The organism is Aporhodopirellula sallentina SM41 (genome assembly GCF_000346505.1).
Lineage (GTDB): Bacteria > Planctomycetota > Planctomycetia > Pirellulales > Pirellulaceae > Rhodopirellula > Rhodopirellula sallentina.
This window is the reverse complement of record NZ_ANOH01000169.1, coordinates 49,173-63,944: the sequence shown is the minus strand read 5'-3', so window position 1 is coordinate 63,944 and position 14,772 is coordinate 49,173. Positions and strand designations below refer to the sequence as shown.

The window sequence follows — 14,772 nt, the reverse complement described above, 5'->3', positions numbered from 1 at the left end:
GTGTAACGAGCAAAGGTCTACCAATCTTCGAGTCCATTTCTATGAAACGTCGAAATTTCTTGCACACAACCGTGGCGACTGGCGCCGCTGCGCTGTCGGGATTGTTGCCCAACCTGGCAACAGCGATGTCATCGAATCAACGCAAACGCGCGTGCATCATTTTGTGGATGTCGGGAGGGCCCAGCCAAACCGATACGTTCGACATGAAGCCGCAGCATGAGAACGGTGGCGAGTTCTCAGAGATCGCGACCAACGTCCCTGGTGTTCGTTTCAGCGAGCACCTGCCGAGCCTCGCCAAACATGCCGACAAACTGGCGATCGTCAGGACATTGACCAGCAAAGAAGGCGACCACGAAAGGGGAGCGTATCTCCTGCAAACCGGAGAAAAGATGGGTGGCCCGATTAAACCACCGGCTCTCCGTTCACGCCTGGGTCATCAACTTTCACCCGACCGCACCACGCTGCCGCCACTCGTTTCAATCGGCTCGGATGGTTTCGTCGCTGCCCGTCCAATCGGGTCCGGTTTTTTGGGGCCACGGTATCAGCCGATGGATGTCGCTGTCGCCGGATCGGCGTCCCCCGGCGACGACATCCGATCGGGCAGTCCCGCATCGCTGTCCGTCAACGCCCTTGCCCGCCATTCCACGATCGATGAATCGCGTTGGCAGCGGCGTTTCCAACTTTGGGAATCCTTTGAGAGCGGGTTCTTGGCTCAACGGCCAAACAACGGCCTGCGTTCTCATCGCGGCACCTATGAAAACGCCCGTGATTTGATGAGCAGCGGACAGGCAGACGTGTTTGATCTCTCCGGCGAACCGGAAGCCCTCCGCCGTCGCTACGGGGTTGGTACTTTCGGACAAGGTTGCCTGCTCGCACGTCGACTCGTCGCAGCGGGCGTGGCATGCGTCGAAGTCACGCTCAGCCGGAGCACGATCGGCGGGAGTTCATGGGACAGTCACGCGCAGAACTTCCCCGCTGTCGAGAATCTATCCCGCGAACTCGACGCCGGCTTTGCGACGTTGCTCGAGGATCTCTCAGGCAGAGGTCTTTTGGAATCCACCACCGTCGTCTGCATGGGCGAATTCGGACGCACCCCGCGAATCAACGCAAGCGCCGGTCGCGACCACTTTCCTCGTGCCTTCGCGGGAGTGTTGGCCGGAGGCGATGTCGCCATGGGACAGGCCTATGGCAAAACCTCCGACGACGGAATGCAAATCGTCGACAACCCGGTCAGCATTCCTCAATGGCTGGCAACGATCTGTGCCGCAACCGGGGTCAGCCCGAGCGACACGGTGATGAACGAAAGCGGGCGGCCCGTTCCAATCGTGGACGCCGATCCGATCGAGGACCTCTACGTATGACGGTCGGTGCGAACCTCTTCTTTACCCAGTCCTCCCTGCAAAGCATTTTGCATCGGGCAGCGTCACGTGCATTCATGACGGTGGCTTTGCTGGTCACGTGCGGCGCGCCACCACCTATTCTCGCCGGTGAAGCCAGCGTTCCGATGGCACGAACGGCAACGACCGGAGATGACACGTCCATGATTTCAACCGGCGTCTACAACAGCGCGATCGCGGAAGCCAACCGCAGACTCTTGGACTATGACGCCGACGCAAACGGTCAATGGTCTCAACCAACCACTCGCAACGTCGATAATCACTCAGTCGTTCCCCTCGAACTACGAACGCCACGAGGTGTCATTCAGATCAGCCTATCGGTGTTCATCGACGGAAACACGCCACAACAACACGTTGAAAAACTGCTGAGCGAAACGATTGACCGCGCGGACGGACATTCGAACGAGAAAACAATCACGTCGAACGAGACTTCTCAAAGCGAAAATCCGACACAAACGCAAGACGAAGACGCCACGTCTGCGGTCCGGCCGAAAGCGTATGTGCGAGACAGCGTTCTGACGAAACTCGAACGCTTTGTATCCGCCACCGGAACGGTCGACGTCGACAAAGACGAACTGCGTTGGATGCTGGACCAGTGGCGGCCCGGCCCCGTATGGCTGATCGCCAGAGACGCGGTTTCACCACCTCGACCGGCTTTTGAGCCGTTGCTGACTTGGCTCGACAGAGACCGAGACGGCAACCTCAGTTCTGACGAAATAGCATCGCTGCCGGAGCAACTCAAACGTCTCGACAACGATCGTAATCGCATCGTTTCAACGGCCGAACTACAGTCCGCCGTCGCTCGGGATCGCCGACCACCTATCCACTCCGCCGCCCGAACGCAGTGGAATCTGCGGTGGGCAAAACCAACATCGGAATCATCCGCCAACACGACTCTCGCGACGCTCATCGCTACTGCGAATGTTCGTTCCTCCGGCACAACCCCACCGGCCGATGAACCGGAGCAAACAAGTCGACTAACCGTGCAATCGGATACCACCGACGTTTTTGGAAACGGCAACCATGTCTCGGTAACAATTGCCGATTCGCACGGACCGATGCGAGTCCACTTCACCGCATACGAATCACCCGAGCTCTCGCCGGTCGCACGTTGTCAATTTTCGATCGCGGCGTTCCTCGGCGATCAACCGCTCTGGAATCATCTCGACCAGAACGCAGACGGACGACTCGTCGAACTCGAACAGCGAGCCGCGGTCGATCGACTGATGCAGCTCGATCGCAACGATGACCGATCGATCACTCCTGACGAGTGGCCGGTCTCCTTTCACGTCGTCATTTCGCAAGGCAACTCCGCCACAGTCAATCTCGATACCTCGACGCCACGTAGCCCGACGTCACCAACCGCCCCGGACGTGCAGACTCCCGACTGGTTCGTCGGAATGGATACCAACCGCGACGGTTCTCTCTCGCAAGACGAATTTCTCGGATCGCCCAATCGATTCGGCGAATACGACGTCAACAAAGATGGGCTCATCACACCCGCAGAACTCACCACCGATGATCAATAGCAGGATTTCTATATGAGCACTTCGACTCCGCCTACAGCGAGCCTCGAGACCGCCGCAACTGAGCAGGAGGTTATCCGTTGTCGTGAGCAATACGACCAACTCCGAGAACACCTCGGTCGCGTGATCGTCGGCATGGAGCCAATGATCGAACAATTGATGATCGGAATGCTTTGCCGCGGTCACTGCATCCTGCAAGGCATGCCTGGTCTTGCCAAGACGCTGTTGATCAGTTCCCTCGCAAAGTTGATCGACATGAGCTTTGCACGGATTCAATTCACACCGGACTTGATGCCCGCCGACATCACCGGTGGAGAAGTCCTCGAAGAAGACCGCACGACCGGAAAGCGAGTTTTCCGTTTCGTTCAGGGGCCTATCTTCCACCATTTGGTGCTCGCCGACGAGATCAACCGAACGCCGCCCAAGAGCCAAAGTGCGTTGCTCGAAGCGATGGAGGAACGACAACTCACCGTCGCGGGAACAACTTACTCACTGCCTGACCCTTTTTTCGTGTTGGCCACACAGAACCCGATTGAGGTGGAAGGCACCTACCCGTTGCCCGAGGCGCAGCTCGATCGTTTTCTATTGAAAATCCTCGTCAACTATCCCGAACGCGATGACGAGATCGAGATATGTCGGCGGCAAACCGCTGGCCCCGCGGTCGAGATGAAACCGATCATGACGACCGAATCGCTGCGGAACATGCAGGCTCTCGCGCGGCGGATCATCGTCGCGGACCATGTGATGGAAGCCGCCGTGGACCTCGCCCGCATGACTCGGCCGGGCGACAATCGGATGCCAAAGAGCATCGCAAATTACGTGCAGTACGGTGGCGGCCCGCGTGCGAGCCTCGCGTTTATCAAAGCCGCCAAAGCGCGTGCTCTGCTCAAAGGACGTCATCACGCCACAACGGAAGACATCGCTGCTGTCGCCCGCCCGGTGCTGCGACACCGCATGGTCATGACGTTCAATGCGGAAACGGATGGCATCGACATCGAAGACGTGCTCGATCGCCTGCTCTCCGAAGCCGCCGCTCCATCACGCAACGGCAAACCTTGATGCCCATCGCTCAACGCCTCACTCGCCGTCCGCTCTTTGACTTATCTCCATGAAGTTTTTCCGTCGATTCCAATCGAAAACCAACGTCCCCCAAAAGGACTTGGAAGTCTCCGCCGATCCTGCGGCGGCGATCGGTCAGTTGGAGCTGCTCTCGCGCAACGCGGTGGACGGCCTTTTGTCGGGCAAGCATCGCAGCACCCATCGCGGCGGCACGAGCGATTTTGCTGAACATCGAGAATACTCGTTTGGGGATGACATTCGAAGGATCGATTGGCGTCTACACGCGCGTAACGACCGATATCACGTACGCACCTACGAAGACGAAACCAACCTCAAAGCATTGATCGTTGTCGATGCGAGCGGTTCGATGCGATACGAAGGTACAACGGCATCGAAATTTGACGTCGCTCGCAGTATCGCTGCGTGTTTGGCTCGGTTGATGATGCGACAGCGAGATTCGGTGGGATTGGCGGTCATCGATGAATCCGTCCGCATCGAAGTTCCTGCCGGTCTTCGTCCGTCGACTTTGATGCGTATCAACCAAACGCTCGCTGACGCGACGATTGCCGGTGGCAGTGACGTTGCGGGATGCTTGAAGGCTCTGCGGCCATCGGCCAGGCGACGTGGAATGATGGTTCTGATTTCGGATTGCTTCGGCGATCCCGAAGACCTGCGAACAGCCCTGGCAACCTGGTCCGCCGCCGGACACGACTGTGTCGTCGTGGAACTGCTAGCCCCAGAAGAAATCGAGTTCGCATTTCGCGGTACGGTCGTGTTTGATGATTTGGAGCAGGTCGGTTCGCGGCTGGAAATTGATGCCGGACAAATTCGCCAAATCTATCTCGAGCGATTCACCAAACATCGGGAGATGGTGGCCGACGCGATTCGGCGTAGCAGGGCGGATCAGCTAACACTCCGCACCGATGCTTCGATCGCGGAAACACTGCGTCAGTTTTTGATCCGACGAACTGCACGGGCTCGTGCCCGCGCCGGGGGTGCTCGGCGATGAGCTTTCTAGGAGGATGGTTTCTACTGGGGCTCCCGCTGCTAGCGATTCCGATCGTCATTCACATGATGAAGAAACGCCAACGCGACGTCATCGCGTGGGGAGCGATGCAGTTCCTACGTGATCCGACTCGCCGCGGCCAACGCATTTCGCAAACGGATCGTTGGCTGTTGTTGGCCGCACGCATATTGATCCTTGGTTGTTTGATCGGAGCCTTGTCGCAACCGCTCTTTCATGCGACACGTTCATCCGGTGTCGCTGGCCTGCCGATGCAGGTCATCCTGATTGACGACACTCGGTCGACACTGGCCGACGGTCGATTTGATGAGATCCGCCGGACTGCCGATCAACTCATGGGCTCCTTTCCGACGGACACTCCCATCGAAATCTGGGCCATCGGCAACCCTCCGAGAAGAATCATCGATGAGATTACCGACATCGGGTCGGATGCCACCAACGTCACGCTTTCGCAAATACGATCGAGCCTTTCTGATTATCCGCCACGTGGCGGCAGCGGCAACTTTACCGACGCGGTCCACCGAGTCGTGGTCGCGTCCGTCGAAGCGGATAAATCTCGTCGTGAACTTCACAACGAAGACTTCGCCGTCGACACTCCGATGGATGTTTGGCTCATCACCGACGACACGGCCGCAGGTTGGAATCCACCTTTGTCGGCGTCAGCCATGCTTCCCGACCCGAATCATCGATTGCATATCATTCAAGCATGCAAACCGATCCCACCGTTGCACCAGTGGTGCGTGACCGCGGTCGAGTCATCACGTCGCACGATCACGACCAACGACACGATAGAAGTGTCTGCGACGATCGCTAATTTGGGGACGCGTCCTTCTCCAAAGGTGACCGCAGTATGGAAGCACAACGGACGCCCGGTTGCCGAGACTCCTGTTAAAACACTTCAACCCGATGAGCAGCTCTCACTGCAAACCGAGACCACCGTTCGATCGGCGGGCACCCACGAATTCAAATTCGAACTGAAACCGGACGGAGGGGCAGCGTCCGATCCCATGCCTGACGACGACAGCGGCCACGTGGTCGTCAGCGTCGTCGGCGAAATGCCGTTGTTGGTCATCAAGGGGCCGGGTGGACCGTTCGACCAATCTCCGTCGGATGCGGATTTTCTTGCTGCGGCTTTGGGGCGAAACTCCGGTGCGTGGGCGTCCGTGTCGAACGACATGGCATCGGATGGCGACACAAACAATCGCCGCAACGAAAGTCTGTTTCAACCGGAGGTTTACTCCGTCACGGAACTCGACGACCTCAATTGGCATCGGTATCCAGCGATCGTTTGGCTCGGAGGCGTGGAACTACCTCCCGACGTTCTAAACCGATTGATAAATCGTGTCCGCCAGGGTGCGGGGCTGTGGATCACACTGGATTCCAAAACCGATCGTGGATCGATGAACGATGTTTTGAACCGAAGGGTTTTCAACATCCCTACCGAGTCCCGCTCACAGTCCGATGACCGAGCCAACGGGATCATCGGAGAGCTGGTCGTCAACTATTCCCACGACCAACTGCAACGGATCCATCCGCCTGAACCGACAGATAGCATTCTGTCTCCGCTTTCCGATACCGAGAGGCTCGACCTTGATCTCGTCAGAATTCGTCGACGTATTGACCTGCATCCACCTCGCGGTCATGCCTCTTCTCGCGTTTTGTTGCGTACGTTTGAAGGAAACCCGGTCGCGATTCTCTCGGGACTCGGTCGTGGTCGCGTCGTCCTGCAGGCCTTACCGATGGACCCATCGTGGTCCAACTTTGCTTTATCAAAATCGTTTGTAGTTTGGGTGCTTCAGGTGCTCGATCACCTCTCCCAACCGGTCGGCGAGAACTATAACCTTGCATCAGGCCAGATGTTTCGAAAGAACGTTAGGGAGACCGATCACGAATACGAACTCACGACGCCTACCGGTCAAACAGAAGTCCTGATCGCCCTGCCGCAGTTTGGACGATCGCTGAATCAAGAGCGTGCGGACCAAACGGCCGGAGTCGTGCGTTTCGACCGGACTGATCAACCGGGTTTGTATCACCTCAAAGACACCGACGGCGACACGGCACCGATCGTTTTTTCGGTTGCCGGTGACCCGAGTGAGTCCGCGTGTTTTGTCGACTCAACGGAAACACTAACGCGATTGGCCGATGCCCCTCGTGTCGATCTTCATCGGCAATCCACCGGCATCGATTTGCACTCGATCATCGCGACACTCCCGGAAGACCAGTCTCGCGGACCGAGTGGAACCCCTTTGTGGCCCGCATTGCTGCTCGGACTCTTGATCGCGATATCACTCGAAACTTTCTTGGCCGGATACGCAGCACTGCGTCGCTACGGACGCCTGCGAATCCGTGACACCGATCCTATTGCGGTGGGGACAAACCGTTCTGATTTACACAGCCCGTCACCGTCCGACATTCCTCGACCATCCAAAGGAACACTGGTATGACTTCACCAATGCTCCTTGCACCATCGTTGTTTGCATCACCGCTCCTTGCACAAGGGCAACCGCTACCCGCTGGCACCGAAGTATCGGTGACCGAAGGCCTTCAAGCCAACGGCACGCTCGGATGGAACGCGAGTCTCGTCGTGATCGTTGTCCTATGCGTCGCGACGGTGTGGTGGTTGAGTCGCCAGCGCGAGCTTTTAGGGACACCCACGTTTCTTCTACTGATCCTTCTACGTGTAATCGTGGTGTTCGTAGCGGTGTGGATGATCATTCAACCATCGTGGACACGAACCGAAACTGTTAGCCGTCGCGCCGAGATTGTTGTCCTCGCCGATGGCAGCGGCAGCATGGACACGGTCGATCCGCCGGCAACCCGATTCTCCAACGATTGGAATTTGGCGGTTTCCAATCCCGACGATCCTCTTGCGATGGTCCAACGGATTGAGCTGGACTTGCAAATGGCCAACAAGATTGACACGAATCAATCTAAGTTGCTTCAACGGGCAATCGAGCAACTCAGCGCGATCCCGAATCTCAGTCCCGACCTCTCCGAACCGTGCCTCACCAGCCTCCGGTCCGCGTTGGAAAGCTCCTCCGATTCGTCCGAAACACTCGATCGAGCCCAACAACTCGCTCGGGCGGCGTCGCGAACGGACGCGGTGGAGTCAGCATTGCTGGAAATTGAGATCCTTCGCACAACCCTGCAGTCCGAACGCTCGTCTAGTAACGCCGGGGCGCCGCAGTCTCGCAAAGAGTTCGTCGCTCGTTTACTCGACCGGTTCGAACAACAACTCAAACAGCTACCCGGACAACCGGTTTCATTGCGGCGAGCAGTGTTCTCGGACGATGTCGAACCGGTGCAATCCGCATCATGGTCGGACGCCCTCGAGATCGACCAAGGAGACCGCACCGAACCGAACGGTGCTCCGGCGAGGACCAACGTGGCATCGGCGCTTTCATACGTCAGGTCGCTCGATCCGGCCGCACATTTGGCTGCCGTGCTGATGCTTTCCGAGGGTCAACACAACGCCACCTCCGACCAAACTCCGGTCGAGGCCGCCACAGCCTTGCTTGGCACACCGGTCTTCACAGTTCCCATCGGCAATCAATCTCGCCGACGCGATATCGCGATTCATCGCGTCAACGCGCCGGCGATCGCCTATCAGGACGACCGTCCGGTCGCCGAGATTCTCGTGTCTTCTTACGAGTGCGAAGGCGATGAGGTGACCGTCACGCTACTCGACGAAGAGGGCACGATCGACACGCAAACCATTCTTTTCCCTTCGGAGATCAGCGACGTTGCCGTCCGATTTGAACTGCCCCCATCTCCCCCCGGGCGAAAACAATACCGGATCAAAGTGGAATCGGTTGTCGATGAAATCAGCCAACAAAACAACCAAGCCGTGTTCTCGGTGCAAACCATCAAGAGCAAACTGTATCTACTGATCGCCGACCGCCAACCTCGTTGGGAATATCGATATCTCGAACAGTTGTTTCGACGAGACCAACGGGTCGAACTCGACAAATTTCTGTTAATGCCCACGTTGAAAACGACTCTGACGGACGCTTCCGCAAAGTCCCCCAGTCTTCTGCCGAGCACGATCGATGGTTGGTCGAAATTTGACGTGGCCATACTCGGTGACTTGCCACCGGACGTGATGACACCCGACGTATGCCAAGCGATGGAAGGTTGGGTGAAAGCCGGTGGAAACATCATCGTCGTAGCGGGTGAACACGCCATGCCTGCGGCGTACCGGTTATCGCCCTGGTTCGGCTTGTTGCCGATCACGTCGCAACCAATGGCAGTGTCGCGGGCGGATCGCCCCACACCGGCGCCGGAAGGTTTCACGCACCCCGCCATCCGTTTGCATGATTCGTTGGAATTCAACTCGGAATTGTGGCGGCGTTGGATGTCCGGCCCCACACCCGGATACCTGTCCCCTTTTCACTCAGCCAAACCAACCGCGTCGGTCCTCGCGTCCCTGTCCGACGTCAATCAAATTTCGTCCTCACTCAACGACGATGCCGTTGCGGCCCCCGACAACAACAAAACCAATCTGCGTCCCGCGTGGCTGTCTGTTCATCGTGTGGGCAGTGGGCAGGTTGCCTACCTTTCATCACCAATCAGTTATCGACTGCGTATTCGGGCGGGCGACATGTATCACCATCGGTTCTGGGGTCAACTCGTCCGCTGGATGACGTCGGCGGAGTTGTCATCGGGTGATGGAATGGTCGACATCAAATCAGATCGAGCCGTTTACGACGAAGGTCAACGCTCTGGCATTCGAGTTCGCCTCTCCGACGCATCAGGCCTTCCTGTCCGACGTGGCGATGTGCGAATTCGCCTCGCAGCACTCGATGACATTGACGGTGAGTTTCCACCGAGAACAGTCAAACTGGTCGAAAACGAACTCGCCGCGGGCGTCTACGAAATTTCCGTCGACCGCCTGCCCCCCGGTGTGTATCAGGCGACTGCAATCGGCCCGACGATCGATACCCTCCGAAAAACGTCCGTCGCCGTGGAACCAGGTACCGCGACAACGAGTGAAAACAGCGTCGACACGACCAAAGATCCGTCGACAACCACCTTCACGGTCCAGTCCGCCGGCGACGTGGAACGGTTGATGACCGAAGCCGATCCGCTGTTGCTCAGTCAGATCGCCGAAGCAAGCGGCGGCGTCAGCATTTTCCCTGCGGCACTCGAAGAGGTCCTTCATGTGGTCTCGCTGGCACCGGACGTCACCAAAACACAACGCATGACCCCATTGTGGAATCGATGGGCGAACCTTTGGATCATTGTTGGATGCTTAACCACCGATTGGTGGATTCGACGCAGGAAAGGGCTCATTTGAAATGATTACTGCCGCCAAACCTGAACCCGTTTCCAATCGCGTTCGAGACCGACTCGATCGTCTGCATGGGGCTCGTCAATCGAACCGTGTGATCCACACACTCGCGTGGACGCTCGCTGCACTGCTGCTTGCTTCTGCGGTTGCCTTGGCCCTGGACGCCACGTTTGGATGGTGGTCGAAACCGGTGCGAGTCTTTTTATCCGCCACTGTTGCCGCGTTGACCGTTTCAGTCGCCGCCATCGGAATCCGCCGATTACTTTCACCTCGCAAGGATCTCGAGTTGGCTCGAGTCGCCGACAGCCAAACCCCGTCGCTCGAAGAACGTTTGCAGACGGTCCTATCGACGTCATCCGGCATCAAACTCGATCGCGACGGCAAACGCACGGGCTTCGATCCTGTGATGTTCAACCTCGTGGCGTCAGAAACCGATACGCTCATCGATGAACTCAAACCCAAAGAAGCCGCGAAAGAGAGCTCGCTGCGTTGGCCTTTGTTGATCGCAGCGACAGGACTCGTTGGATGGCTACTTGTCACGATGCAGGTTGGATCCGATATCCGTGTGCTCGTTGCCAGGCTAGTGGCACCCACCGCCGACATCACTCGTCACGAACTCCACAACCTTCCGGGAGATCAGGTCATTGCGAGCGACGAACCGTGGCAAATTGAATTGACCGCATCCGGTCCTCCGACGGATACTGTTGTCCTGGAACGAGTCTTTGATGCAGAGCCCCAAACGACCGCGAACGGAGATTCTCTGCAATCCGAAAAAGACACCCTGCCGGTTCATGAATCTGTCACTCTGTCACCGAAACGTGGTTCGGAAAACCAATTCCGATTCCGCCAACGTCGCCTGTCGCGATCATTCCGGTATCGCCTCGCCGCAGGAGACCTGCGCACGCGGTGGTACGACGTTACCGTGGCCGATCGGCCACGAATCTCGAGCGTTTCCCTGACCGTCACGCCGCCTTCCTACGCACAGCTATCGGCAACGACACATTCGCGACTGCCCAACCGCTTAACGGTGATCGAAGGATCGACAGTCGAAATCACCGTCACCGGTTTTGGCCAAATCGATCAAGCCATGTTGCTGATCGAAGGCCAATCGCCACGAACGATGTGGTCCGACAACGGGAAAACATTTTCCGTATCGGTCGCTGCCGATTCGGAGATGACGCTCTCGCCTCAACTCATCGAACCTCACGGATTAGTCAACCGTCGCTCACCGAGTTGCCGCGTGCTGACACGTCGCGACCTCCCGCCAACCGTTCGAATCAAAACCCCACGGCCCGATCAGAAAGTGCGCCCCGATGACAAGGTCACGTTGACCTTTCAGGCGACCGACGACGTGGGTTTGGCAAAAGCACAATTGGTCATCGAATCGGAGTCCGAAGACGCGACGGTGAAAACACTCGACATCATCGAACTCCCCGTTCCAATGAAAGACGGCGAGCCGATTCAAAAGTGGAACGGGAAAACCGAAATCGATCTATCGCAATATGGCCTTTCTGAAGGTCAGACACTGCGGTACCGAATCGAGGCTTATGACACCAAACAATCGGCCATCGTGGAAGCCTCCGCACAATCAGATTCAGAAGACACCCCGCAGACCCAAACCTCATCGGCAGCGAGTGAATCGCAACCGCGGGATTCCATCCTTAGCAACGACCAAGCCACGGAGGAATCGGCTGCCGACGCCTCCCAATCAAACGAATCGGCATCAGAAAACAACAAGCAAACATCACCGTCGATGAGCGATACGCCCTCATCCTCAAGTGCGGATACATCAGAAAGCGAAACCGCCGAGACGCAATCGACCGCTGACAATCGTAGCCAACCAGAATCAACCGATTCGACATCGCAGACTCCTCAGCCCAACGTGGCACAAGCCTCTGATGAGACCCAAGAGAGCGACGACTCAAAAGATCAAACGAGCGATCAAACCAACCAAACCATCTCTGCAATGTCCGCTGCAGATGCACAACAAACCGATAGCGCCGCACCGGTGAACGACATGCCCCCAAGCGGTCAGCAGGCATCCTCGCAGCAGTCCGATAAGGATGCGACAAAAGACGATACATCCGAAAAGGCGTCCGCTACCACTTCGTCGAACGATGAAAATCCGCCTTCATCACAGGCGCAAGAAGACGCCGCCAGTGCAGACAAACCAAACAGCACGACTACCGCCGGTTCGTCTCAAAACTCACCATCGGATCAACAATCATCAGCCCCCGGCGCTCAGCGTTCGCCTCCCGCCGATTCATCGGACGACGATGAGCAACAATCTCCTGACGAAAACCTGTCCACGCCACCCGACGGAATGACTCGCCGCGGGCTCGATGTCCCTCAACCGGGAAGCAGCCAACAGATGAGGCTGCAAATCACCGAAACCATCGGTTCATTTGAAGGCACCGCTAGGCGGAAAACGGAAATCGCCGTCGCGGCGACCATTCATCGCGTCGAAGATGAACTGGACAACGCGAGGCAACGGCTATCGAAGGTTCTCAAAACACAAACCCAAACGAACGCATGGAACGACGAACTTCAAGTCGATGTCAATCAAGCACACTCGCACTTGCTATCGGCAATCGACGCGGTCAAGTCACTCCTCAGTCGCACTAAAGGGACACCCTACGCTTTCATCGGCGTGCAATTGGCAGAAATTACTCACACCCATATTCGTCCCGCTGAAGAAGACGCCGGTTCCGTCGTTAATGTCTCCGGCGACACACGCACGGCGTTGGTAATGGCCTCCCGCCAACAAACCATCCGAGCAATCGAACGACTTCGCGAGCTCTACAAGACATTTGAAAAGGCGAAGAAGGACTTTGAGAAAGCCGACAACATCGAGCAGATCCAGAAGATGTACCGTGTCTATCTCGAAGACTCTCTGGCGGAGCTTAGCAAAGCGACGAAAGATGATCCCGAGGGACTCCGGCGAACGATGGCGGAACTCGACGTCGACGAAGACTACCTCGAACGTCTGCAGGAAGTCCTCAAAATGCAAAACGAGTTGCGTGCGGAACTCGCGCGCCTACTCGCTGACGATCCGCGATTGATGCGTCGCTATTTTCAGAATTTCGGGGAGAAGGGGCAGAGCATCCGATCGCAACTTTTCGCGTTGGCGGATCAGCAATCCACGCTTCATCAGCAACTGACTCAGTATGCGGACTCGGAGTCTGAAGAGACGCTCGAACGACTCCTTCTTCAACATGCCCAAGAACTCGCCACAGAGTCTCTCGATCTCGTTCAAAGAGCGTTCGAGATTGAAGAAACGTTTGAGACTTGGCTCCCACTTAGAGACAGCGAATCATCTACCGTCTCTATCACCCGTGACGCGTTTTTGGAGAGCACCTCGACGGCCGCCATGATCACCAGCCACTACGAAATCGCCCCTGGTTCAACGCTGTTGATCGGGGATGCGACGTGGCCGATGGCACAGGATGCGCTAACGCGGGTATCAACGTCCATGACGAAGTTGATCGAATCACTCGATCAGGTTGCCGCCCAACTCGGCGTCCTCGCTCAGTCCGATGAGCAGTACGCCTCCAACGCGCTGCGCCGGATTGTTGAACTGAGCGAAATGCGAGACGACGCGTCACGTTGGAACCGGAAAGCGGCATTTCTTTCACGCAAAGAGTTTTCACCCGCGATCGGCGTTGATCAATCTACGATTGCGGTTGAAACCCACGTGCTTACCGACAAACTCACCGGTTTGCAGGCTGAATTGGCGGGTCTGCTCGACGGCGAAACGGGAATGCTTCCACAATCCATTGCCGATCGCTGCAACGTACTGCTCGCGAAACTCGATCGTGATGTCGAACCGGTTCAATTGGCAGCGATTCGGGCACTGCAACAATCCACGATTGCGAAAGCGACGGTCCGAACACAGATGGCGGCTGAATCACTCGACGATGCACGCGAGTTACTCGACGCCGTGCTCAGCGAAGTCATCGAACAACTCGACAAACTGCCCCCGGATCCGCTGGCGGATCTCTTGGACGACCCGACCCTCGATGAAATCCTAGCGATCCTCGAACAAGAACGCGACTTCGCCGAATTGCTCGGTATCCCATCCAGGCCGACCAACCTGCAAATCGTCAATGACTGGGCCAACGGCGGCAAGGGCCCCGGCGGTGCCGGCCGGGCACGGCTGATTGCAATGATCCGTGCGGCCATGAACGCCGAAGGCAAGAAATCCAAGAAAGCTCTCGATCGGGCCAAACAACTGCTAATGAACGCGGGCGTTCCGAGGACGAATGAGATGGACGACGTCGACCGGCGAACCGGCGGAGCGTTCGGATGGAACATCGTTCGCAGCCGGCTCAGTTCGGGGCTGTTGCAGGGATCCGATGGGTTACCACCGGAGGCGTATCGCAAAAGTATCGATCGCTATTTCGAATTGATCAGTGGCTCGATCGAGTCGCCTACTCCCGACAGTTCACCTCCGTAGTGCCGACCTTTGAGTCAGCG

General features: G+C 57.2%; 7 protein-coding genes. All 7 read left to right on the top strand.

Going from position 1 to position 14,772, the window contains the following annotated elements:
* The first annotated feature begins 41 nt into the window (after positions 1-41).
* From RSSM_RS11220 to RSSM_RS11190, 7 genes are read left to right on the top strand one after another with little or no spacing between them, the layout of a single operon-like run.
* Complete coding sequence (locus RSSM_RS11220; RefSeq protein ID WP_008678153.1) at positions 42-1,361, top strand: DUF1501 domain-containing protein; 1,320 nt, start codon at positions 42-44, stop codon at positions 1,359-1,361.
* The gene (locus tag RSSM_RS11215) at positions 1,358-2,926 is read left to right on the top strand and encodes a calmodulin (RefSeq protein WP_008678151.1); all 1,569 of its coding nucleotides are present in this window, start codon (positions 1,358-1,360) and stop codon (positions 2,924-2,926) included. Before RSSM_RS11220 ends, RSSM_RS11215 begins: the two co-directional genes overlap by 4 nt.
* A 12-nt stretch (positions 2,927-2,938) precedes the next feature.
* Positions 2,939-3,982 carry an AAA family ATPase gene (locus tag RSSM_RS11210; RefSeq protein WP_008678150.1) on the top strand — a complete coding sequence of 348 codons (1,044 nt, stop codon included), beginning with the start codon at positions 2,939-2,941 and terminating at the stop codon, positions 3,980-3,982.
* A gap of 49 nt (positions 3,983-4,031) precedes the next feature.
* Positions 4,032-4,991, top strand: coding sequence for a DUF58 domain-containing protein (locus RSSM_RS11205; protein ID WP_008678148.1), 960 nt, complete (start codon positions 4,032-4,034; stop codon positions 4,989-4,991).
* On the top strand, positions 4,988-7,450 hold the full coding sequence (locus tag RSSM_RS11200) for a BatA domain-containing protein (RefSeq protein ID WP_008678146.1): 2,463 nt from the start codon (positions 4,988-4,990) through the stop codon (positions 7,448-7,450). Before RSSM_RS11205 ends, RSSM_RS11200 begins: the two co-directional genes overlap by 4 nt.
* Complete coding sequence (locus RSSM_RS11195; protein WP_236621084.1) at positions 7,447-10,302, top strand: hypothetical protein; 2,856 nt, start codon at positions 7,447-7,449, stop codon at positions 10,300-10,302. Before RSSM_RS11200 ends, RSSM_RS11195 begins: the two co-directional genes overlap by 4 nt.
* Position 10,303: 1 nt before the next feature.
* Positions 10,304-14,752, top strand: a complete 4,449-nt coding sequence (locus RSSM_RS11190; protein WP_008678141.1) for a hypothetical protein — start codon at positions 10,304-10,306, stop codon at positions 14,750-14,752.
* Positions 14,753-14,772: the final 20 nt, after the last annotated feature.